Raw genomic sequence first — 23,047 nt, forward strand, 5'->3', positions numbered from 1 at the left:
CGACTCGCGGTCTATGGGACAAAACCATCAAAAGTTGGAACAGAACTGTCTCATAGAACGGCTGTATGGGACAAAATTAGTTGAAAAATAAGCCAAACTGTCCCATAGGATTGTCCAAATAGCTGTCTATGGGACAAAACCATCAAAAAATGGAACAGAACTGTCTCATAGAGCGGCTGTATGGGACAAAATTAGTTGGAAAATAGTCTGAACTGTCCCATAGGATTGTCCAAATAGCTGTCTATGGGACAAAACCATCAAAAAATGGAACAGAACTGTCTCATAGAGCGGCTGTATGGGACAAAATTAGTTGAAAAATAAGCTAAACTGTCCCATAGGCTTGCCCGACTCGCGGTCTATGGGACAAAACCATCAAAAGTTGGAACAGAACTGTCTCATAGAACGGCTGTATGGGACAAAATTAATTGAAAAATAAGCCAAACTGTCCCATAGGATTGTCCGAATTGCTGCCTATGAGACAAAACCATCAAAAATTGGAGTAGAAATGTCTCATAGAACGGCTGTAAGGGACAAAATTAGTTGGAAAATAGTCTGAACTGTCCCATAGGATTGTCCAAATAGCTGTCTATGGGACAAAACCATCAAAAATTGGAGTAGAAATGTCTCATAGAGCGGCTATATGGGACAAAATTAGTTGGAAAATAGTCTGAACTGTCCCATAGGATTGTCCAAATAGCTGTCTATGGGACAAAACCATCAAAAGTTGGAACAGAACTGTCTCATAGAGCGGCTATATGGGACAAAATTAGTTGAAAAATAAGCCAAACTGTCCCATAGGCTTGCCCGACTCGCGGTCTATGGGACAAAACCATCAAAAGTTGGAACAGAACTGTCTCATAGCCCGGCTGTATGGGACAAAATTAGTTGAAAAATAAGCCAAACTGTCCCATAGGCTTGCCCGACTCGCGGTCTATGGGACAAAACCATCAAAAGTTGGAACAGAACTGTCTCATAGCCCGGCTGTATGGGACAAAATTAATTGAAAAATAAGCCAAACTGTCCCATAGGATTGTCCGAATTGCTGCCTATGGGACAAAACCATCAAAAAATGGAACAAAAATGTCTCATAGCCCGGCTGTATGGGACAAATTTGGTTGAAAGGTAAGCCAAACTGTCTCATAGAAACGAACAATCAGCTATCTATAGGACAAAACCCATCTGAAAATTAATGAAAATGTCCCATAGAAAAGCCAATATGAGAGAAAAATTAGGGAAAAGTGTCCCATATCTCTAGCGGATAAAGCAGCAACAGAAAAATAAGGTGAACCGTCCTCCCAAAACGAGACCCCAGAAGCACCACCTCACAAGAACAAAACCAGCTTCAAAAAAATATCGCCAAACACGTCGGGCAACAAGGTTGATAAACTTGTTGCCCGATGTTTATGATAGAGGTAAACTATAGCGTGAACGGCAAATTGAATTAATTTGGAAGGTGCATTGAATGGAAGATAAAATGTTTTCAAAAGATCCACGTTTTAAAGTAGCGAAAAGAGAGGCATGGATAGGTGTGGGGCTCGTAGTTATTAATTTTCTTTGGTGGTTTGGTTTCGCTTATGGTCTTTCGAAAGGTTCACCAACCGAATATACATACATACTTGGATTCCCCGCCTGGTTTTTCTACAGTTGCATTGGCGGCTTAATCATAATGTCCATTCTTATTACATTTGTCGTAAAAGTACTTTTTAAAGAAGTCCCCTTTGATGAAGAGGAACAATCAGCTGAGGAAGCAAATAAAGGGGGATTATGATGAGTTTGGGGATTTTATTACCGCTATTATTTTTTCTTTTTATCATATTCTTTGTTGGAATGTGGACGAATAAATATGTCAGCCAATCTGATTCGTTTCTCCACGAATATTTTCTCGGTAGCCGTAATATGGGCGGATTTATACTAGCCATGACGATGATGGCAACTTACGGAAGTGCCAGCAGCTTTATCGGCGGTCCGGGCGTAGCATATTCCACCGGCCTCGGTTGGGTTCTTTTATCGATGGCCCAACTTCCTGCAGGCTATTTTGTCCTGATGATTCTTGGAAAAAAATTTGCCATCGTTGCCAGGCAATATCATTCAGTAACTTTAATTGATTTTTTAAAAAGTCGTTATCAAAGTGAACTTGTCGGACTATTGGCTGCACTTAGCATTATTATTTTCCTGTTTTCATCAATGGCAGCACAATGGGTCGGTGGTGCAAGATTGATAGAATCACTGCTCGATATACCGTACTGGTTAGCATTATTGATTTTTGCCCTTTCCGTCATGATTTATGTTGTTGTCGGGGGATTCCGTGCGGTTGCCTTAACAGACACGATTTTAGGTGCGGTGATGTTTTTTGGAACATTGATTTTACTGGTGGCGACGATTATTGCAGGTGGTGGGGTAACGAATATTATGGAAAAACTTGTTGCCATTGATCCGGACCTGATTAGTCCGTTTGGCGCAAATGGGGAATTAAGTCCGTTATATGTGTCTTCTTATTGGATATTGGTTGGTGTCGGGGTCGTTGGCTTGCCGCAAATTGCTGTCCGGGCAATGTCGTATAAAAATGCAAAAGCGATGCATCAAGCCATCATCATCAGTACTGTTTTTGTCGGTATTATTATGCTCGGAATGCATTTAATTGGAGTGTTTGCACGTGCCATTAATCCGAATATTGCTGTAGGTGATACGGTGATGCCTACAATTGCGATGGAAGTTTTACCGCCCGTATTAGCCGGTGTTGTTCTTGCCGCACCAATGGCAGCGATTATCTCAACGGTGAATGCGCTCCTAATTATGGTCAGCTCTGCAGTTGTTAAAGATATATACTTAAGCTACATCAACCGGGATGCGCAAGAACGGACAATTCGGAAAATCAGCTATACCGTAACGGCTGTGCTGGGAGTTATCGTTTTCTTTATGGCATTATCACCACCGGACTTTCTTATTTGGCTGAACTTATTTTCCTTTGGGGGATTGGAGGCAGCGTTTATTTGGCCGGTGATTTTAGGGCTATATTGGAAAAAAGGCAATCGCTACGGTGCCATTTGGTCCATGATTGTCGGCGTTAGTTCTTATATTTTATTTCATACGTATTACCCGAACGCATTCGGTATGCATACAGTTGTCATGCCGGTCGTACTGTCACTAATCACCTTTGTTGTTGCCAGTATTTTTACAGATAAAAAAATTGTGTACAAGCCATTAAAGCAGGTTGATTAGACACAGCAGATAAAAAAGTTCACCAAACGAAAACCCTGAGAATGTTAATGTTTTACATTCACGGGTTTTCCGGTTTTGGCATCGAAGGACAGGACCTTGAAACTTCACTTCATTAAAAAAAGATTATTAGGACCCTGATAGATATCGCATTACTACGGTACAAAATATTATACTTTGAGCGCTCGGATTATAAAAAATCGGCTTTTTAGTGCTAAAAATTATATCCACCCATTTTCACGTGCTTTTTCAATTGCTTGCTGTCTTGATTCGACTTCAAGCTTTTGAATGGCGGAAGAAAAATAGTTTCTAACGGTTCCATTTGTTAGAAATAGCGTTTTACCAATGTCATGCGTCGTCTTTCCTTCCTTAGCCATTCTTAATACTTCAATTTCACGATCGGTTAAAGGGTTTTCTTGTTTTATAAAAAGGGTCGCAGCTAAGTCTGTACTGATTACACGTTCGCCATTCATTACTTTCCGAATAGCTTCGATTAAATAATCAATCGGTTCATCTTTTAACAAATAGCCTTCCACTTTTGCATCCATCGCCTTTTGTAAATAGCCTGGGCGCGCAAAAGTTGTTACAATAATAATTTTGCATGTGCTTCCCGCATGTCTAAGTTTTTCAGCTAATTCAAGACCCGTTATTGATGGAATTTCAATATCAAGTAAACAGACGTCTGGTTCATATCTCTGAATTGCCTCCCAAGCTGCTTTCCCATCGGATACTTCTGCTAGGACTTCAATGTCATTTTCCAATTTTAATAAAGAAGTGAGTGCACCACGAAGCATTTTCTGATCTTCTGCAATGATCACTCGTATCATATGGCATTTCCTCCTTCATTTGTATGAACCGGAACTTTTAAAGTGATGGAAACACCTTTATTCAAAGAACCATTCACTTCAGCCGTACCGTTCAGCTTTTCCATTCGTTCTTGTATCGACCGGATGCCATTCCCATATCCCTTTTTTAAATCACCGTTTCCATCATCCCATATTTGAATATGATACATTTTATCTTGATAATATTTTGTAATCATACAATGCTTTGCTTGACTATGTTTTATTATATTTGTAATTGATTCCCGTAGAGAAAGTGCCAGCATCGTTTCCGTGACACTTGATAATAAAGGAAGTTTTTCTTTCTCCACAATCGTTAATTCGATCCCGACTGTTTGTAAAATCTTTTTTGATTCTTCAATCTCCTTCTCCAGTGAAACAAAATTCATATCTGTCACCAGTTCTCTTATTTGTTTTAGCGCAAATCGAGAAGAGTTCAGAATATCTTTCATCTCTTCCTTCGCTTGTTTTGCATCTGTTTCTACTAATTTTATCGTCAGTTCGCTTTTAAGCTTAATCATTGTTAATGTTTGACCAAGTGTATCATGAAGGTCTCTGGCAATCCGATGCCTTTCCTCTTCTTGTATATAACGTTCCAGCTGAGCATTTGCTGTATCGAGCTTTCCTTGAAGAGCCTTTGCCTTTTCCTTTGTATAAACGACAAATGGAATAAATAGTTGGACAATCATAAAAGGAAGTAACATCGAGTTGGCAAAAAGGAAGGGATGTCCATCAGTCAGCCAATTAAATAAGCAATACACCATGACAATTCCAACCATCCCTATACCAATATAGATTTTGCGTTTTGCCCTTCCTAACAGATCGGCATAAATAAACCCATATAAAAGCAGCCACTTTTGTAGGAAAACTCCTAAAATGACAAGACTACCGAACCCGGAAAAACAACCTACAAGCAAACGCCAATCTCGATACCATAAACAAACATAGTGAGATAATAACACAATGGAGATGAGCAAAAGCTTTCCCGAAAGACCAAGGCTGCTTTCTGTTTTTATAACTTTATAGATTAAGAAAACAATTGCAACTATATCAATAATTAGATATTTTTCTACTTGATCAATAGGGTATAGCTTTTTAAAAGTCATGCAAAACACCTCTTCTCGTTCGCACTGAAAAAGTCCATTTTTATAAAAGATAACCATCATATACAATTTTTGTGGTTCACCAAATGAAGTTATTGTAGATATCTGATAAAATCTATTTGGATGCTAATCCTTTTTTGTCTTTCGGGGGTTTTTGATTGTCTGTAAACCTGTGTAGTTTTCCCATCCCTTACTAAATGTAGGGTTTCCTCTATCTCTGCTATAATTACTGCCGAATAAAACTTACTATATTTTTTCTTGTTGTTTCCATGGGCCCTAGTTTAAATTTTTGCAACCACAAGGAAGCAAATCCAATTTGGAAAGACGTAATAAGGAACCATATTAAAACAATCGTTACTGAGTCAACTTTATTTCCTAATCCAAATCCCCATCCGTAAAATAGAATCGAACAAATTAAATTTTGCATCACATAACAGCTTAATGACATTCTTCCGACCTTTTCGAGTTTATTCCATAACCAAAACTGTGCTGTTCTTTCAAAGACTTTTGAAATGAGTGCTAAATATCCTAAAGACAAGATAGGAGCAAATAAATAACGAATTGGAAAATCAAACACACCACCTGGAACAAAATAAAGTAAATTCAATGGCAATCCTATATAAAAACCGAGTTTAAATAATTTCTCCCGTTTTTTCTTCCCTTGGTCATCTGGCGCAAAGAAACCTGCTCTCATTAGCCGTACGCCTAATAAGAAAAGAAAAATATTCATAGGAATCACAAATAAAACCTCAATTCTAAGCAAAATAAAATTCATGAACCGATATTGTATCTGCTCGAACCAGCTTCCATCTTTATAAAGTGACACGATACCACTCATTTCACCTAATGATATATTCGCAGATGAACCAAAATAAACCCCGATGATTAAAAGAGATAGCATGATTGTTGCATGAAAACCGCCAATCATTTTCATCGCTTTCGAAATTACCCGGTCTCCTCGTTTTACAATCCATGCAACAATAATCGCAGCAATACCATAACTCATTAAAATATCGTATTCCATCACCAATATAAAATGGATGAAGCCTTCTGTTATTAAAATTATAGAAGTCCAAATATACAACCCTGGCCAAGCTGTGTTATTTTTTAATGATTGCCGGTATTTTAATTCAAGTCCTACACCAAACATTATCGTTAATAAACCGAGCATTTTTCCATTCACGAAAAATAATACTAAAATTCTAATAAAATCTTGAAAGGAAGTCCACCAATAGTGATCAAATGTAAATATATAGGACAAATCCCCTAAGTGAGCAAAAATCCAAATATTTGTTCCAAGTGTACCAAGCACTGCAAAACCTCTCAGTATATCCAGTAAGCGAATTCTTTTTTCTGACATATGTCCGTTCAGTCCCCTTTCGTCATAAGTTGCTTTTATTATAGATGCGAAAGGAAAGTAGCGGTATTCACAGGAATCAGGACTGTTTTAATGACATGTGTCATATTGCAAATAAAAAACCGGACAGCAACTTATGCATCCGGTTTTTTTCTCAGATATGGTGAAAAAGTTTATTTCTTTAAATCTTCCCCAATAATACGCACTTCTCGTTCCAAAGAAACGCCGAATTTTTCCTTCACGGTTTTTTGAACATGTTCGATTAACGAAATATACTCAGTTGCCGTTGCATTATTAATATTAACAATAAAACCGGCATGTTTTTTCGATACTTCTGCACCGCCAATTCGCGTTCCTTGTAAACCACTGTCTTGGATTAACTTTCCGGCAAAATACCCCGGCGGCCGTTTAAAGACACTGCCACAAGATGGATACTCGAGCGGCTGTTTCGACTCACGCTTAAATGTTAAATCATCCATAACGGCTTTAATTTCTTCATAATTTCCTTCTTTTAATTGAAAAGTCGCCTCTAAAACAAAATCACCATTTTCAGAAATATTACTGTGACGATAGCTGAGATCCAAGTCCTTGGCGTCCCGTTTAACTATCTCACCATGTTTATCCACAACAAGACAACTTTCGAGAACGTCTTTCATTTCCCCGCCATATGCACCGGCATTCATAAACACCGCACCGCCAACCGTTCCGGGGATCCCACAGGCAAATTCCAAACCGGTTAAGTGTGCTTCCAAAGCTTTTCTTGAAGTATCAATGATTGAAGCGCCACTTTGAGCGATGATCTTTTTACCTGTTGCCGTAATTTTATTTAAGTTTGCCAAAGAAAGAACAACACCACGGATCCCGCCGTCCCGAACAATTACATTTGAGCCATTCCCGATCAAAGTTAACGGGATATTTTCACCATGGCATAGCCTAACAACCTTTTGTACTTGTTCATATTGATCCGGGGTTACAAAAAAATCTGCCTTGCCACCTAATTTTGTATACGTATGTTTTCGCAAATATTCGTCACAAGCAATATGTTTTTCATCAAGGATATCTAATAAACGATTGTAAATTCCAGTCTTCATCATCGAGTCATTCCTTTTTTTGGGTAAGTAAAAAAATAAAAATGGAGCGCTAAAAATTATCGTCACTCTTATTTATATTACGTGGAAAAAGATGAATTCGCAATAGGGCATAAATATTAGTAACTGACAAAAGAAAATATATCATTTTCCCGGGTATGTTAAGTAAAAAACCGACTTATCTACAACTGGTATCACTTTCCGGCTGGACCATCCCTTTTAAAAATGAACATAAAATAAAATTTGCCTAATTTTAATTCCAATAATATTCGAGGGATTAATTTATGCAACTATAGAGCGTCCTTAATAAATGAAAAATATTGACTGAGACAATAAAATTGTGTAAAGTAAATATTGTCTAGGACAATAAATTAAAAAGTGAATTAGGAGGAGAACTTATGAAAAAAATAGGAAAATTCATTTTGTGGGTAGTTGGTATATTCATTATACTTGGTGTCATTGGGGCTTTGATGGGTGATGATGGAGACTCTACGAAAGGCAATAATTCAACTACCGCCTCATCAAAAGTAGATTCTGAGGTGAAAAATACTGATCAGAAAGAGGAAAAGAAAGTCCATGCGATTGGTGAAAAAGTTGAAGTTGGTAAACTTGCTTACACCGTTTCAAACGTTGAAACAACGAATGAATTAAAATCTGATAATGAATATATTGAACCTGCAACAACGGACGGACAGTTTGTTGTCATTGATATTGAAGCATTTAATAACGATAAAGAAACAAGAATGGTCGATAGCAGCATGTTTAAAATCAAAGACAATCAAGGAAGAGAATTCGAGCCGACAACGGATACGGACGTCATGATGGTATTGGGAGATTTTGCCGATTTTTTCTTACAAGATATCAATCCGGGAATCTCAAAAACTGGAAAACTTGTATTTGAACTGCCAAGTGATGCAAACAATTTCTCTTTAGAAGTTTCCAGTGGCTTTGGTTTTGCTGGCGGCGATTATGAAACGATTCAACTTAAATAAAGATACAATGAGGGGCATAATCGCCCCTAGCCATTTCCTCTTAATTACCCAAAATATTCATCCCCCCACATTGTAAAGCCTATTTAAAGCTTGTATAATAAAGACATATTGACTAGGACAATAGTTTGTGGGGTGAAAGATTGAATGGCCTCGAATATATTCTCAGCTTATATCAAGTCCAACATATTGAATTAGCGGAAAAGTTAGGAATCAAAAAACAAAACATCAATTTATGGATTAAAGGAAAGCAAAACATTCCCAAAAAATATTTACCGGTACTAGAAGGGTTATTCGGCATCAATCGAAGCTATTTTACAAAAGAATTAACGGATATTGATAAACTAGAAATCCAAAAAGAAAAGTTAAAACAAGACTTAAAGCCAATTGTTGAACGACAAAAAGAAGAGTTTCGCGTTGATGAAGAGTCCGATTACTTAGTGAAAGTACCTGTTTATGATAAAGAAGAGCTAAACACGATCGAGCGTGCCATTGAAAAAGCGAAACTAGTAGAACGATTTAAGCAGGTCATTGATATTATTGATGAAAATCCGTATATGGATACGTACGCTTTAATTGTTGAACTACTGGAGAAAGCACAACATGAAGCGATTTTCCATAAAACGATTGAAGCTTTAGCCCATTATTTAGAAGTGTTACCGGAGTGGATTAATAGTGATCCGGAGCAAGAAGAATTTGAACGTGAGATTTTTGAAGTTTTTGATGACTACAATCATTGAATGTTGGAGGGAACGGACAAATATGGCAACAACCGCAAACGTAGGATTTGAAGAGACATTATGGAAAGCAGCAGACAAATTACGTGGCAGCATGGATTCCGCTGAATATAAGCATGTGGTTTTAGGTCTGCTTTTCTTAAAATACATATCAGATAAATTTGAAACAAAGTATCAAGAACTGGTAGATGAAGGAGCGGGCTTTGAAGAGGATCGCGACGAGTATGAAGCAGAAAATATTTTCTGGGTCCCGAAAGAAGCACGTTGGGATTTCATTAAAGACCGTGCGAAAGATGTGAAAATCGGGCAATTCATTGATGATGCGATGATTTTAATTGAAAAAGAAAATCCGACCTTAAAAGGGGTGCTTGATAAACGGTACGCCCGCCCGGAACTTGATAAACGCCGGTTAGGTGAGCTCATTGACCTGATTTCTACGATTAAATTACATGATCAAAATGAACAAGATTTACTCGGTCGAGTATACGAATATTTTTTAGGCAAATTTGCCAGCGCAGAAGGAAAAGGCGGCGGGGAATTCTATACACCGACAAGTGTGGTTAAAACATTGGTTGAAATGATCGAACCGTATGAAGGTCGCATCTATGACCCGGCTTGTGGAAGCGGCGGGATGTTTGTCCAAAGTCAAAAATTTGTGGAAGAACATCGCGGGAAAATCAATAATTTGTCCATATATGGTCAAGAACTGAATTCAACGACTTGGAAACTGTGCCGGATGAATTTAGCCATTCGCGGATTAGAAGCGGATCTTGGAGAAAGCCATGCGGATACATTCCATAATGACTTACACCGGACGTTGAAAGCCGATTACATTTTAGCCAATCCACCGTTTAATGTGAGTGACTGGGGTGGCGATAAATTAACCGATGATGTTCGTTGGGCTTTTGGTATCCCACCGGAAGGCAATGCGAACTTTGCTTGGCTCGAGCATATGATTTATCACTTAGCCCCAAATGGCGTGGCAGGAACGGTCCTTGCCAACGGGTCCTTAAGTTCGAACACTTCTAATGAAGGAGAAATTCGAAAAAATATTATCAATGCAGATTTGGTGGATTGTATTGTCGCCATGCCGGATCGGTTATTTTATTCGACAGGGATTCCGGTTTCTCTCTGGATTCTCAACCGAAATAAAAAAGAACATGGAAAATATCGCAAACGGGCAAAAGAAATCTTGTTCATTGACGCACGAAATCTTGGCGAAATGGTCGACCGCCGCCACCGGGAATTAAGCGACAAAGATATTGCCAAAATTGCGGATACGTACCATAATTGGCGTAATCGTGACGGAAAATATGAAGATGTCCAAGGTTTCTGTAAAGCTGCTAGCATTGATGAAGTCCGCGAAAATGACTATGTCCTCACACCGGGCCGCTATGTCGGCATTGAAGAAGCGGAAGACGATGGCATCCCGTTTGAAGAAAAAATGGAACAATTGACAAGTGAACTAGGTGAACTATTTAAAGAATCCCGCCGATTAGAAGAAGAAATCCGGAAGAACCTAGGGGAGATTGGGTTTGAAATATAAAATTCATGAATTATGTGAAATAAATAAAAATACCCTTTCTAAAAATGATAATTATCAATTTATTAATTACTTAGATACATCAAATTTAACAGAAGGTACCATATCTGACTTACAACGTTTAGATGTAAATGTAGATAGGATACCAAGTAGGGCAAAAAGAATAGTGAAGGAACATGACATTCTAATCTCTACTGTAAGACCAAATCAAAAACATTATGGTATTATTCATAAACCAATTGAAAATATGATTGCTTCAACTGGTTTTGCTGTTATCACACCGGATAAAAGCAAGGTATATCCAGAATATCTTTATAGATTTTTGATTCAAGATCAAATTACTCAATATTTACAAGCTGTTGCAGAGACAAGTACATCAACATATCCATCTATAAAACCTAGTGTAATTGGTAAGCTTGAAATTGAATTACCAACGATAAAGGAACAAATTGCAGTTGCTAATATCTTGGCATCTTTAGATCAAAAAATAGGAATCAACAACGAAATTAACAAAAAGCTAGAAGAAATGGCTCAGGCGATTTTTAAACATTGGTTTGTGGACTTTGAATTTCCAAATGAAAATAGTGAACCGTATAAATCCAGTGGCGGGGAAATGGTTGAAAGTGAACTGGGGATGATACCTAAGGGGTGGAGAGTAGTTAAATTAAAGGAAATCATTGAATTTATAAAAAATAGCACTAAACCTGGAGAGCAACTAAATAATAGAAAGTATGTTCCAATTGATACGATGCCGATAAAAAAGCTCATATTAAATTCATACAAATCATATAAGGAGGCAAAGAGTAGCTTAATTTTATTTGAAAAATATGATATTTTAATTGGTGCAATGAGAGTATATTTTCATAGAGTTAATTTAGCTCCTTTTAGAGGGGTCACACGTACTACAACATTTGTATTACGTTCAAAGTCCTTAGAAGACATATCTTATAATTTACTATTGCTAAATATGCCATCAACGATTAGTTATGCAGATCAATCTTCCATAGGATCTACAATTCCCTATGCTGTTTGGGAAGGAGGATTAGGAGAAATGCTGTTAGCTCAACCACCAATAGAAATTAGAAAAAAATTTAATAATGTAATATTTCCACTTCTAGAGAAAATGATCTTAAATTCACAACAAAATATCAGAATACAAAAAATTAGAGACACCCTCCTCCCAAAACTCATGTCCGGGGAGATTCGTGTGCCTGTTGAGGAGGAAAAATAATGGAAAGGGGGATTCCCCGTTGACACATTTTGAAAATTTTACCGAAGATTCGCTAGAGAAAGCAGTTATCGAAACTTTACAGGAAATGGACTATGAATATGCCTTTGGTCCGGATCTTAGTGTGGATGGGCCAAGACCTGAGCGGAAAGATTATCGGGAAGTAATTTTAGAGGGGAGACTTCGTGATACGCTTTACAAACTAAATCGGGATTTGCCGCCGGATGCCATTGAAGATGTATATCGGCGGGTCATTACTTTTAATAGCCCTTCTCTTATCGAAAACAACCGGCATTTCCATAAACTTTTAACAGAAGGCGTAGATGTGTCTTTTCATAAGAATGGTGGGATCAAAACCGAAAAAGCGATCATTATTGACTTTGAACATCCGGAACGTAATGACTTTCTCGTAGTTAATCAATTTACCATTATCGAAAATGAAAATCGACGGCCGGATGTCCTCATCTTTGTTAACGGTTTGCCGCTTGTCGTTATTGAGCTGAAATCAACCACTGATGAAAATGTTGGGATTGAACAAGCCTACAATCAAATCCAAACGTACAAGCAAGATATCCCATCGCTTTTCTATTATAATACGTTTTGTATTTTATCTGATGGGATTAATGCGAAAACCGGAACGATTACATCGAACGAAGAACGGTTTATGAATTGGAGGAGTGTTGACGGGGTTAATGTGGCATCTCTAGATGTTCCGCAATATGAGGTTATGATTCGCGGAATGTTAGAAAAAAGCCGATTCCTTGATATTATCCAAAACTTTATCCTTTTCCAAGAATCAAAAGAAACCGAGTACGATGCAGCTGGAAATAAAATAGGTGACAAGAAAACGATTATTAAAATCATGGCTGCCTACCATCAATATTTTGCCGTCAAAAAAGCGGTGGAAAATACAAAAATTGCTACATCAGCCAAAGGTGACCGGAAAATCGGGGTCGTTTGGCATACACAAGGATCAGGAAAAAGTTTTACGATGGTTTTTTATACAGCATATCTTGTTAAAGAATTAAATAATCCGACCATCGTTGTGATAACTGACCGTAATGACCTGGATGATCAACTCTATTCAACATTTGCCAAATCCGTAGATATATTAAGGCAAACACCGAAACAAGCGGATGTTCGTAGACTCACAGAAGAACAAAAGAAACAACAAGCGAAAAGTAATGCAAAAGAAATCAACGGCTTATACGATCTATTAAATGAACGGGAATCGGGCGGGATTATTTTTACAACGATTCAAAAATTCCAACCTGAAGAAGGGGAAATGCCGGTTTTAACTGATCGGCGGAATGTGATTATTATTGCCGATGAAGCCCACCGTAGCCAGTACGGATTTGAAGCAAAAACTAACAGCAAAACCGGTGATTTGAAATACGGGTATGCCAAATATTTACGGGATGCACTCCCCAATGCTTCGTTTATTGGTTTTACCGGAACACCGATTGAATTTGATGATAAATCTACACCGGCTGTTTTCGGGAACTACATTGACATTTATGATATGACAAGAGCGGTGGAAGATGAAGCAACGGTAAAAATTTTTTATGAAAACCGCGTCATTAAAGTTGAAACTGATGATGAAGAACTGAAAAAGATTGACGATGAATTTGAAGAAATCACGGAAGGGCAAGAAGAAAACGTTCGGGAAAAATATAAAACGAAATGGTCCCGGCTTGAGGCGGTTGTTGGTTCGCCTAATCGCATCAAGCAGCTTGCAAAGGATATTGTTGAGCATTTTGAAGAAAAACAGAAGACGATTGACGGAAAAGCGATGATTGTCTGTATGAGTCGTCGGATTTGCGTTGATCTCTATGATGAAATTATTAAACTCCGGCCTAGTTGGCATAATGATGATGTGAATAAAGGGGTTATTAAAGTCGTTATGACCGGTAGTGCCGCCGATGAAGAACGTTTGCAAGAACATATTGGTGGAAAGCAACGCCGTGATACATTGGCAAAACGGATGAAAGACCCGAATGATGAATTGAAACTTGTTATTGTTCGGGATATGTGGCTAACCGGATTTGACGTGCCATCTATGCACACGATGTATATTGATAAACCGATGAAAGGTCACACATTAATGCAAGCCATTGCCCGCGTGAATCGGGTATTTAAAGACAAACCGGGTGGCGTTGTGGTTGACTATATTGGAATTTTAGAAAGTCTGAAAAAAGCATTGAAACAGTATACCGACAGTGATAAAGAAAATACCGGGATCGATACGAGTGCAGCGGTTCAGGTCATGCAAGAAAAACTGGAAATATTACGTGCAATGTTTCATGGCTTTGATTACTCTGATTTTATGGGGAACTCCCAAAAAGATCGAATGCGGGCAATTACGGGTGGGATGAACTTTGTCCTTGGATTACCCGAAAAGGAACAGAAAGAATTTAAACAATTTGCTTTAGAAGCAGCGAAAGCCCATGCCCTCTGTGCCGCAACCGAAGAAGGAAAAGCAGCGGCCCTTGAAGTCAGTTATTTTAAAGCTGTAAAAGCAAGTTTAGCCAAACTGGGCGAGAGAAAAGTCCAGAAAAATTCCAAAAAAGAAATCGAAACAAGAGTGAATCAAATGCTGCAACGGTCGATTTTATCAGAAGATGTTATTGATGTATTCGATGCGTTAGGACTAGAACGACCGGAAAATGTTTCCTTATTATCTGAAGAATTTTTACAAGAAGTTCGCGGGCTAAAATATAAAAACTTAGCCGTTGAAATGTTGAAAAAGCTTCTTGAAGGTAATTTAAAAGTGATGGAAAAACGCAATCTTGTTAAGTCCGAAAAGTTTTCCGAGAAATTGAAAAAGGCGATTAATAAGTATCGCAATCAAGCCATCACCAATGCGGAAGTCATTGAAGAATTAATTAAAATGGCAAAAGAATTTAAGAAGGCCCGAGAAGAAGAAAAAGATTTAGGCTTAAATGAAGACGAAATTGCTTTCTATGATGCCTTAACAGCAGACAATATTGTCAAACAATTTATGGATGATGAAACATTAAAGAAAATAGCTCAAGAACTGACGAATGCTATTAAACAAAACATCACGATTGACTGGAGCGTCCGAAAAAGCGCACAAGCCGGGATGAGAAGAATTATTAAAAGATTATTGAAAAAGTACGACTACCCGCCAAAACAAGCAAAAACGGCCCTCGAAATCGTCATGAAGCAAGCCGAATTAATGGCCGGACATACCGATCCAAGGGAAATTGATTTGGAATTGGGGAATGTGGCCGAAACATCACCAGATTATAAATAGTAAATAGAAAAAGAACCATTCGAATGTTAGCAGAAGAAAATTTTTTCCGGAAATTCTTCTGCTTTTTTTTATGCATGGTAAAAGCAGTAGGGTTGGTGGAAAAGTGATGATAAAAGGAGCGGTTGTAGGATTCTTATTTTGCAAAATAATTTTAATAAAATTCAGAATTAAACAGAATGAAAAACAACAGCACCATTCGCTCCTTATACGATCAGGTAGTGAATGGTCCAATTGCGCAAAATTGGGTTTAGTAAATAAAGAAGGAGATAGGAGATAACGGCCTCCTTTTTTTATGCAGGAACCGGTGCTATGAAAAAAAGTTAAGGCTGTGTTTATAAATGCAAAGGACCTAATAACTATTCATAGCGGCTAATCACGATTCTATGCAAGAAGCAATAGGCACCCTGTTAAATCTGGGGGAATGAAGCCCACCCTAAACTAACCTAGTTTTGCAGCCGAAATAATTTCCTTTTGGGTATTCCGGTATGTTTTTGCAGTTTTTTTCAAAATCTCTGAGTACTGCTTCATACTTTGTGTCATTTCTTGAAGATCGTCCATAAATCCTTTAATTTGGTTAACAAAATCTAAGTTATCTTGTCCTTGCCATACAACACCCATTCGATCAACCTCGCTGTATAGGGATACATAGATTCTTTCATATTCAAAAGAATGTCGATCGAATTTTGCTGCTGTTGATTCAAGTTTTGCAGGATCTACCGAAATGGAACGCACCATTTTTTACCTCCTTAAGGGCATATCGCAATAGATTCGATACACGTGGTTTTCCTTATTTTCCGTTAAAAAATATACTATAATCATATACTAAATTGAAAAAATTTTCAATATTAGTATGGGTTGTTTGTAAATTATTAGGGCCTAATATGGAAAATTCGATTACTGAATATAGTATTATACATAAAGTTAAGATTTAGATTAATTGGAAATTTTAACAGGAGTATAGGGCCCTGTACCTACAATGTTTAACACACTTATATACAATCAATATAAAGACAGGCGAGCACAAGCAAATTACCTTTCCGGAGAATGACGAAATGAACATGGATTCACAAGTAATAGATTCCAAACTGACTTGGTTGTGAAAAAAGAAAACGAAGACCTTGGTAATGTTTGAATGGAATATGCTGTTTTGTGAAAAATTGCTATGCTTAAATTGGAATAGTACTTTTTCATGTCTATGTCATTCACGATTGTGACCATTCAGTTCGTTCGCATCTAATAAATATGGGCAAGTGGACATATACACAATATAGGGGGAGCCTTTTAAACTATGGGTAGTAGAAAATAGCACTTTTTTCCTGATTTAAAACTTAGCTTTATGACTTTTTGACCATTTTAATATTTTTACCCTATTGGTAAAATTTCCATTATAAAGAATTTGCTAAAGGGGTAGGAATTATGGAGCTTTTAGACGAAATTGAAAGGAAAATACAGCGCGGGAAGTTTTTACTGATGGTGGAAATTTTAGAAGGCTACCGTTCCAATGTTCATCAGGCTGTAAACAGAATCGATAGCAGTTTACAAATGTATCGATCCGCAGATAGCTCTTACGCAAATCATTGGGAAGGGGAAACAAGGAACAAGTATGAAGAAATCGCAGCTGAGATTCATCATATCGAGAATAAAATTGATCAACAAGGCGATCAACTCATAAACGCCATCAACAAAGAGATACGTAGTTTGCTAGCCAAATGTGAGGCCTTGCGATGAGTAAAATTAAGGTAAAATTCGATGATTTGGAGGAGTTTGCGGATAAAATAGGAAAAGTGGAGCGGGAATGTGACGAAGCCCTGGAAGCCCTTAACTGGCATTTCACCTCGCTTTTGGCCAACTTCCCGGGTGTACTTCCGGATTCGATCCATGCCTTAGAATATGAATTGAGGTATTCGATTAACGAATACAAAAATAAGCTTGATGAGGCCCAAAGATTAATTAGGCTCACGGCTGCCGAAATGGAAAAAGATGAACAAAAGATGGGGAACAAAGTAAGCGAGTTTTTACTGGAACTCGTCGGATGGAACGACGCACAACGGATAGTCAGTGAATATGATCCGGTTACTGGTAAGAAGCTTTCTTTTGGCGATCGTGTACTTGCGGGAGGTTTTCTGGCTCTTTCGTTACTTCCCCCGGCAAAAGCAGCAGGGGTTGGCGGGAAAACGTTGATAAAAGGTGTCGATGCAGGAATCCCAGCCCTTGCCAAAACACCGGGAGTGCTCAAGAAAATTCGAAATGTCCTAGACCCAAAGAAATTCCACCAAGCCTTTCGCTCCGTGTATGATCAGGTAGTAAATTCGCCAATTGCCCTGACCAAGGCTTGGTTTGATACAATAAAGAAGGAGATTGGAGAAATTCGGCTTCCGCAATTAATGCAGGAAGTTTATGCATGAATCGGTGTGGCTGTCTACATGGAGGGGGAAGTTATGGACAGGGAATGGCAAAAAACTAACGAGAATGACAAGATTTACGGCGATAATGTATGGCGAAATTAAAAAAATTTATATTTTACACCATCAAAATAAAATTTAGGGTTGTAATTCCTCTTGGGACGGTCGTATCATGCACGATACTATTTGTTTTAAAAATGTTCATTTAGAAAAGTTGGATAATTTTCACCGCCCCTTTAAGCAAATTAAAATCATTCCTATTAAATCGTTTTTTCTAAGAGCCTTTGCCAAAATGCTGTATCTCCTGAAGCAGTAGGCAGTCAGACAATTAAAGATCGTGGATTTATTCCACTATAGAAAAAGGTATTTGCACGAATATTATGACAAGTATAAAAGAAAAAATGGTGAGTTTTAATTTCAGTGGATAAATTCGCTTATTATCAATATCTGAATTTTTCCATTTCAGTCGGTTTTAGACGAGTTTTAATAGATTAGGCTACTCATTCCCCTGGTAAATATTGTAAAATGGAAAAACATAATTATTTTTGAAAAAAAAGTGCCATGAAAGTCACTCCTTTGGTAAGATATAAGTACTACCCAATATCCAGTATCCAAGGAGTGATTTCATGACTACTTCTATTCTAACACAAACCAGAGATTTATCAATACAACAAAATTTGATTCCCCACAATTGGCAAGACTATGCCGATATACCCTTTGTCATTCCGGCCATGTGTTTTCCATGGGAGATTTTTAAACCGGTTGAACGAGATTACTACACCTTTTTATATTTGCACCTAAAAAAGGAAAGAGCACATGATCATTTTAATGAAATACAACCAGCACTATTTTCAATACCGGAGGAAGAAGATAAGTCTACGTCTTCCTTATTTCATTCCTCTCCTGCCGGGAGAAAACCGCATCCTTTCATGCCCTTTTTTCGTGCTTTTGAACTGGCCTCTTTACAATATATTGAAGTGATGGTTGAAAGTGTCTATTTACAAGTGAAATCAAACCCGCTATTTGCCGCCATGTGTGGATTTACGGAGAAAATTCCGAGCTACCGTTCCTTTGCTCGCTTTGATCAAATCATGACAACAAATGATCTTTGGGAAAAAGCCCGGCTATTGGTGGTTGAATATAATAAAAGGGAAGGCGTGGTTGAAACTTTTGAGAAAGCAGTCGCCGTGGATACATCACATATAGAGGCAGAAGCAACGTTGAATAAAACAAGGAAGACGTGTTCTTGCAAAGGTGATTGCGATTGCCCCAGAATCCTTACAGATGATAACGCAGGGGTGATGCGTAAAAGCAATGCAGTCTCCTATATTGCGCATAAATTATCAATGGTATGCGGGGTGAAATCCGGCTTGCCTTTGACGCGGGAAGTATTCAAAGGAAATACACCTGATGGGAAAACATTAGAAACGACATTGGAGACGTTTAAGGCGGAGCACCCCGAGATGGCTGAGCAGTTGGACTTTATCTTGGCAGATGGAATCTACCAAACGCCGGAAAATCAAAAAGTGACAAAGGACGTATTACAGGCGAAATTGGTGGCACCCATCAACCCACGGAACCGTAAAGATAAACCAACTTCCGCCCGGGGAATTGAAAAAATCAATCGGTACGGCACCCCCATCTGTATCAGTGAACATAAAATGGACCTTAGAGGATCTGATCGGGAAAAGGGGCAATATATTTACACTTGTCCTGTATTTCATCCAAATGCTAGGCAAGAAGGACTCACCTGCCCGCTGTCGAATCACGTGGAATGTTGTAATGGGGCAGCACAAGGAAGAGTATTTCGGCTGGACTTTGATCAAGCGCCTCAAGTAGACGTCGAGTTGCCCCAACATGGGCGGAAATTTAAAGTGTTATATAGTGCCAGAACGATCATCGAACGAATCTTTGGCATTCTAAAAGACGGATATAGTCTCCGTCGTGTTCACAAGCGTGGAAAACAGGCAGTTGAAGCGCATGTGGATCGTTGCATGATATCTATGCATATCATGGCAAATATGGCGTATCATCAGACAGGAAAGGCCAATTGTGGATGGACACGCCATCGACTGAATTAAGTTATTCACAGGTGGATATGTGAATAAGTCAAATGCAGCGTCTCCTTTCCACAAAGGGCAGTGAAAAAAACCCATTTTGTGAAGGCAGGATACGTATGCCCTTTTTTGGAGAAAAATAGCCATTTTATTTTTATTAAATTTAAAAATCTGGAAGAAAAGGCAAAAAACGAGATAATTAATTTTCCAGAGCCTCGCTCAAGGGTATATTTTTTATTTTGGCAGAGGCTCTAAGAAATTGTAAGTCATTTTGAACATACAATTTTTTTGAAAAGACGGTTTTTTTATGTTTAAAAACCACTAGTTTATACATAAAAACCTTTCGACTTCCAGCTACATACATCTATAATCAACTGATTTAAGTATGTACTTACAAATTTAGAATATAAACAAAAGAAAATAAAAATTGTTCGTATAAAAAACGATTAGATTTTTAATGTGAATAAAAGCAAGTTTATTTTTGTTAAAAATCATTATTTGTGTTGAGATATCTAATAGATTCCTATAATAAGCGAAACCAACATGTAAGTATTAATTCATTATAAATAACGATACTCTATTGACTTATACGTACATCTATACTACAATAAAACCAGTTAGTTGTAAGCGTTTAAAAATATAGGAGGTGCGCTTATGCCCAAATATACCATTGGTGTTGATTTTGGTTCATTATCAGCCAGGGCCGTATTAGTAGATGTATCAAATGGCAATGTCATATCTTCTGCTGTGAAGGATTATCCGGATGGCGTGATTGATGACTTTTTACCAAATACGAATATTGAATTAGGAATTGACTGGGCCCTGCAAAATGCAAATGATTATATCGAATGTTTTATTGATACTGTAAAAAGAACCGTTGCGGACAGTGGTGTAGATGTAAATGACATCATTGGTGTTTCAATCGATTTTACTTCTTGCACCGTACTTCCGGTAAAAAATGACGGAACACCGTTAATGAACTTGCCCGAGTTCAAAAATAACCCGCATGCCTGGGTAAAATTATGGAAACATCATGCTGCACAATCTCATGCGGACAAGTTAAATGAAATTGCCCGCCGTCGTAATGAACCATGGTTGAAATACTATGGCGGTAAAATTTCTTCCGAATGGGTATTTCCGAAATTGATGCAAATTGTAGACGAAGCACCGGAAATTTATGATGCAATGGATACATTTATGGAAGGAACAGACTGGGTCACTTGGCAATTAACCGGTAACAAAGTGAAAAATTCCACAACTGCAGGATATAAAGCAATGTGGGATGCTGAAACGGGATTCCCAAGTAAAGACTTCTTTAAAGAACTTCATCCAAAAATGGAAAATGTTATTGAGGAAAAAATTGGCACAGAGTTCCATCCAACCGGATCAAAAGCGGGTGAACTTACCGCGGAAATGGCGGCAAAAGTCGGATTAAATCCGGGAATTGCGGTTGCGGTCGGAAATGTGGATGCACATGTTTCTGCTGCGCCAACAGGTGTAATTAAGCCGGGTACAATGCTTAATATTATGGGAACATCCACATGCGACATTATTTTAGGAGATAAAAAGATTCCTGTGAGAGGAATGTGCGGGGTTGTCAAAGATGGGGCCATTCCGGGATACTATGCTTATGAATCGGGCCAAAATGCAGTAGGTGATATTTTTGCATGGTTTGTTGACAATGCTGTTCCGGGCGCCTATTTTGACGAAGCGAAAGAAAGAGGCCTTAACATTCACCAATTATTAGAGGAAAAGGCGAGCCAATTAAACATCGGGGAAAGTGGTCTTCTCGCTCTTGATTGGTGGAATGGAAACCGTTCAATCCTTGTTGACACGAACTTGACCGGACTTCTTTTGGGAATGACTTTGGAAACAACACCGGAAGAAATTTATCGTGCATTAATTGAAGCGACCGCATTTGGGAAACGCAGAATCATAGAAGAATTTGAATCCAGTGGCATTGAAATTAATGGGCTCACTGTCTGCGGCGGCTTGCCACACAAAAACCAATTACTTAACCAAATTTACGCCGATATTACCGGAAAAGAAATTACAATCTCTGAGCACCTGCAAACGCCTGCCATCGGTGCAGCCATGTTTGCCGCGGTTGCAGCAGGTTCCGAAAACGGCGGCTATGATTCAATTGAAGAAGCTTCCAAAAAAATGGCGAAATTAAGAAAAGAAAAAGTGAAACCAATTCCGGAAAATGTAGAGAAATATACTGCAATTTATGAAGAATACAAGATTTTACATGATTATTTTGGCACCGGTGTAAATGATGTCATGAAACGTCTGAAAGCAATCAAAAATAATGCCTCAAAGGAATGATTTAGCAATGCTGGAAAAATTAAAGCAAGAAGTCTATGAAGCGAATATGTTATTGCCCAAATACAACTTGGTCACATTTACATGGGGCAATGTCAGCGGAATTGACAGGGATAGTAATCTTATCGTCATTAAACCAAGCGGTATCCCGTATGAAGAATTGAAGCCGGAACAAATGGTTGTTGTGGATTTGAACGGAAATGTGGTCGAAGGGGACCTGAACCCGTCCAGCGATACAGCGACCCACATTATCCTATATAAGGAGTTTCCTAATATTAAAGGAATTGTCCATACGCATTCCCCGTGGGCCGTTACATTTGCTCAAGCGGGATTAGATGTTCCGGCAGCCGGGACAACCCATGCGGATACGTTCTATGGCCCTGTTCCGGTCACCCGTGCTATGAAAGAAGAGGAAGTCATCCGAGATTATGAAAAACAAACCGGGGACGTCATTGTTGAAACTTTCAAGGAGCGCCAAATTGATCCCGATCAAGTTCCGGCCGTTTTAGTCAATGACCATGGACCTTTTACGTGGGGGAAATCAGCAATAGACGCGGTTCATCATTCAGTTGTCTTGGAAGAAGTGGCGAAAATGACGTATCACACGCTACAGCTGAATCCGTATCAAATTGATATGGACCAATATCTTTTAGACAAACATTATTTACGTAAACATGGCAAAAACGCCTACTATGGTCAAAAGAAATAAGAGTGTTTATCCCGCACAAACGGACAATAAATCTTCCTCCTGAGGTTTAAGAGGAATCATCGATGTTGAAGGAGGAAGAAAAGTACCCGATTGGTTCAACTATCATCCGTGGGAGACACCCATTGTTGGAAGTTTCACTTTATTCCACCTTAACGCCGAGTCAAGACCCCTACC

At 38.4% G+C, this 23,047-nt stretch carries 17 protein-coding genes; 12 read left to right on the top strand and 5 right to left on the bottom strand.

Annotation, left to right across the window (positions count from 1 at the left end):
* The first annotated feature begins 1,462 nt into the window (after positions 1 to 1,462).
* The gene (locus NSQ14_RS02180) at positions 1,463 to 1,768 is read left to right on the top strand and encodes a YhdT family protein (RefSeq protein WP_227139323.1); all 306 of its coding nucleotides are present in this window, start codon (positions 1,463 to 1,465) and stop codon (positions 1,766 to 1,768) included.
* Positions 1,768 to 3,219, top strand: coding sequence for a sodium/pantothenate symporter (gene panF, locus NSQ14_RS02185; protein ID WP_346216817.1), 1,452 nt, complete (start codon positions 1,768 to 1,770; stop codon positions 3,217 to 3,219). The genes NSQ14_RS02180 and panF overlap by 1 nt, the downstream gene beginning before the upstream one ends.
* A gap of 218 nt (positions 3,220 to 3,437) precedes the next feature.
* Here the strand turns inward: panF and NSQ14_RS02190 are convergent, their stop codons facing one another.
* The 4 genes from NSQ14_RS02190 to murB all read right to left on the bottom strand — a co-directional run bounded on the left by NSQ14_RS02190 (position 3,438) and on the right by murB (position 7,612).
* Positions 3,438 to 4,043, bottom strand: a complete 606-nt coding sequence (locus NSQ14_RS02190) for a response regulator transcription factor (protein WP_034767617.1) — start codon at positions 4,041 to 4,043, stop codon at positions 3,438 to 3,440.
* Positions 4,040 to 5,164, bottom strand: coding sequence for a sensor histidine kinase (locus NSQ14_RS02195; protein ID WP_346216818.1), 1,125 nt, complete (start codon positions 5,162 to 5,164; stop codon positions 4,040 to 4,042). Before NSQ14_RS02195 ends, NSQ14_RS02190 begins: the two co-directional genes overlap by 4 nt.
* Before the next feature lie 223 nt (positions 5,165 to 5,387).
* Complete coding sequence (locus NSQ14_RS02200; protein ID WP_041845501.1) at positions 5,388 to 6,521, bottom strand: DUF418 domain-containing protein; 1,134 nt, start codon at positions 6,519 to 6,521, stop codon at positions 5,388 to 5,390.
* A 170-nt stretch (positions 6,522 to 6,691) separates the two neighbouring features.
* Positions 6,692 to 7,612, bottom strand: a complete 921-nt coding sequence (murB, locus tag NSQ14_RS02205) for a UDP-N-acetylmuramate dehydrogenase (protein WP_346216819.1) — start codon at positions 7,610 to 7,612, stop codon at positions 6,692 to 6,694.
* 392 nt (positions 7,613 to 8,004) lie between these two features.
* Between murB and NSQ14_RS02210 the strand changes: the two genes are divergently transcribed.
* The 5 genes from NSQ14_RS02210 (at position 8,005) to NSQ14_RS02230 (ending at position 15,380) form a co-directional block, all read left to right on the top strand.
* On the top strand, positions 8,005 to 8,598 hold the full coding sequence (locus NSQ14_RS02210) for a DUF4352 domain-containing protein (RefSeq protein ID WP_052480344.1): 594 nt from the start codon (positions 8,005 to 8,007) through the stop codon (positions 8,596 to 8,598).
* A gap of 140 nt (positions 8,599 to 8,738) precedes the next feature.
* Positions 8,739 to 9,335 carry a helix-turn-helix domain-containing protein gene (locus NSQ14_RS02215; protein WP_227139319.1) on the top strand — a complete coding sequence of 199 codons (597 nt, stop codon included), beginning with the start codon at positions 8,739 to 8,741 and terminating at the stop codon, positions 9,333 to 9,335.
* Between the two features lie 22 nt (positions 9,336 to 9,357).
* Positions 9,358 to 10,878: a class I SAM-dependent DNA methyltransferase gene (locus NSQ14_RS02220; RefSeq protein WP_346206928.1), complete on the top strand. Its 1,521-nt coding sequence runs from the start codon at positions 9,358 to 9,360 to the stop codon at positions 10,876 to 10,878.
* The gene (locus NSQ14_RS02225; RefSeq protein WP_346206929.1) at positions 10,868 to 12,106 is read left to right on the top strand and encodes a restriction endonuclease subunit S; all 1,239 of its coding nucleotides are present in this window, start codon (positions 10,868 to 10,870) and stop codon (positions 12,104 to 12,106) included. The genes NSQ14_RS02220 and NSQ14_RS02225 overlap by 11 nt, the downstream gene beginning before the upstream one ends.
* A 19-nt stretch (positions 12,107 to 12,125) precedes the next feature.
* On the top strand, positions 12,126 to 15,380 hold the full coding sequence (locus NSQ14_RS02230; RefSeq protein WP_346206930.1) for a type I restriction endonuclease subunit R: 3,255 nt from the start codon (positions 12,126 to 12,128) through the stop codon (positions 15,378 to 15,380).
* Positions 15,381 to 15,818: 438 nt separating this feature from the next.
* Here NSQ14_RS02230 and NSQ14_RS02235 read toward each other — a convergent pair whose 3' ends face one another.
* Positions 15,819 to 16,115 (bottom strand): WXG100 family type VII secretion target, encoded by a 297-nt coding sequence (locus NSQ14_RS02235; RefSeq protein ID WP_346206931.1) that lies wholly within the window; start codon positions 16,113 to 16,115, stop codon positions 15,819 to 15,821.
* Positions 16,116 to 16,796: 681 nt separating this feature from the next.
* Between NSQ14_RS02235 and NSQ14_RS02240 the strand changes: the two genes are divergently transcribed.
* The 5 genes from NSQ14_RS02240 (at position 16,797) to NSQ14_RS02260 (ending at position 22,873) form a co-directional block, all read left to right on the top strand.
* On the top strand, positions 16,797 to 17,108 hold the full coding sequence (locus NSQ14_RS02240; protein WP_343127807.1) for a hypothetical protein: 312 nt from the start codon (positions 16,797 to 16,799) through the stop codon (positions 17,106 to 17,108).
* Positions 17,105 to 17,785, top strand: coding sequence for a pre-toxin TG domain-containing protein (locus NSQ14_RS02245; protein ID WP_346206932.1), 681 nt, complete (start codon positions 17,105 to 17,107; stop codon positions 17,783 to 17,785). Before NSQ14_RS02240 ends, NSQ14_RS02245 begins: the two co-directional genes overlap by 4 nt.
* Before the next feature lie 623 nt (positions 17,786 to 18,408).
* The gene (locus NSQ14_RS02250) at positions 18,409 to 19,863 is read left to right on the top strand and encodes a transposase (protein ID WP_041845943.1); all 1,455 of its coding nucleotides are present in this window, start codon (positions 18,409 to 18,411) and stop codon (positions 19,861 to 19,863) included.
* Positions 19,864 to 20,493: 630 nt separating this feature from the next.
* Entirely contained in the window at positions 20,494 to 22,167 is a 1,674-nt protein-coding gene (locus NSQ14_RS02255) for a ribulokinase (RefSeq protein WP_216407964.1), read from the top strand.
* Between the two features lie 7 nt (positions 22,168 to 22,174).
* Positions 22,175 to 22,873 (top strand): L-ribulose-5-phosphate 4-epimerase, encoded by a 699-nt coding sequence (locus NSQ14_RS02260; RefSeq protein WP_034767647.1) that lies wholly within the window; start codon positions 22,175 to 22,177, stop codon positions 22,871 to 22,873.
* The last annotated feature ends 174 nt before the right edge of the window (positions 22,874 to 23,047 follow it).

This window comes from Caldifermentibacillus hisashii, assembly GCF_039654145.1.
Taxonomy (GTDB): domain Bacteria; phylum Bacillota; class Bacilli; order Bacillales; family Caldibacillaceae; genus Caldifermentibacillus; species Caldifermentibacillus hisashii.

Coding starts and splice junctions, on each gene's coding strand:
- NSQ14_RS02240 (WP_343127807.1), top strand. CDS start 16,797: ATGGAGCTTTTAGACGAAATTGAAAGGAAAATACAGCGCGGGAAGTTT.
- NSQ14_RS02195 (WP_346216818.1), bottom strand. CDS start 5,164: ATGACTTTTAAAAAGCTATACCCTATTGATCAAGTAGAAAAATATCTA.
- NSQ14_RS02255 (WP_216407964.1), top strand. CDS start 20,494: ATGCCCAAATATACCATTGGTGTTGATTTTGGTTCATTATCAGCCAGG.
- NSQ14_RS02190 (WP_034767617.1), bottom strand. CDS start 4,043: ATGATACGAGTGATCATTGCAGAAGATCAGAAAATGCTTCGTGGTGCA.
- NSQ14_RS02245 (WP_346206932.1), top strand. CDS start 17,105: ATGAGTAAAATTAAGGTAAAATTCGATGATTTGGAGGAGTTTGCGGAT.
- NSQ14_RS02250 (WP_041845943.1), top strand. CDS start 18,409: ATGACTACTTCTATTCTAACACAAACCAGAGATTTATCAATACAACAA.
- NSQ14_RS02210 (WP_052480344.1), top strand. CDS start 8,005: ATGAAAAAAATAGGAAAATTCATTTTGTGGGTAGTTGGTATATTCATT.
- NSQ14_RS02235 (WP_346206931.1), bottom strand. CDS start 16,115: ATGGTGCGTTCCATTTCGGTAGATCCTGCAAAACTTGAATCAACAGCA.
- NSQ14_RS02220 (WP_346206928.1), top strand. CDS start 9,358: ATGGCAACAACCGCAAACGTAGGATTTGAAGAGACATTATGGAAAGCA.
- NSQ14_RS02260 (WP_034767647.1), top strand. CDS start 22,175: ATGCTGGAAAAATTAAAGCAAGAAGTCTATGAAGCGAATATGTTATTG.
- NSQ14_RS02200 (WP_041845501.1), bottom strand. CDS start 6,521: ATGTCAGAAAAAAGAATTCGCTTACTGGATATACTGAGAGGTTTTGCA.
- NSQ14_RS02180 (WP_227139323.1), top strand. CDS start 1,463: ATGGAAGATAAAATGTTTTCAAAAGATCCACGTTTTAAAGTAGCGAAA.
- panF (WP_346216817.1), top strand. CDS start 1,768: ATGAGTTTGGGGATTTTATTACCGCTATTATTTTTTCTTTTTATCATA.
- murB (WP_346216819.1), bottom strand. CDS start 7,612: ATGATGAAGACTGGAATTTACAATCGTTTATTAGATATCCTTGATGAA.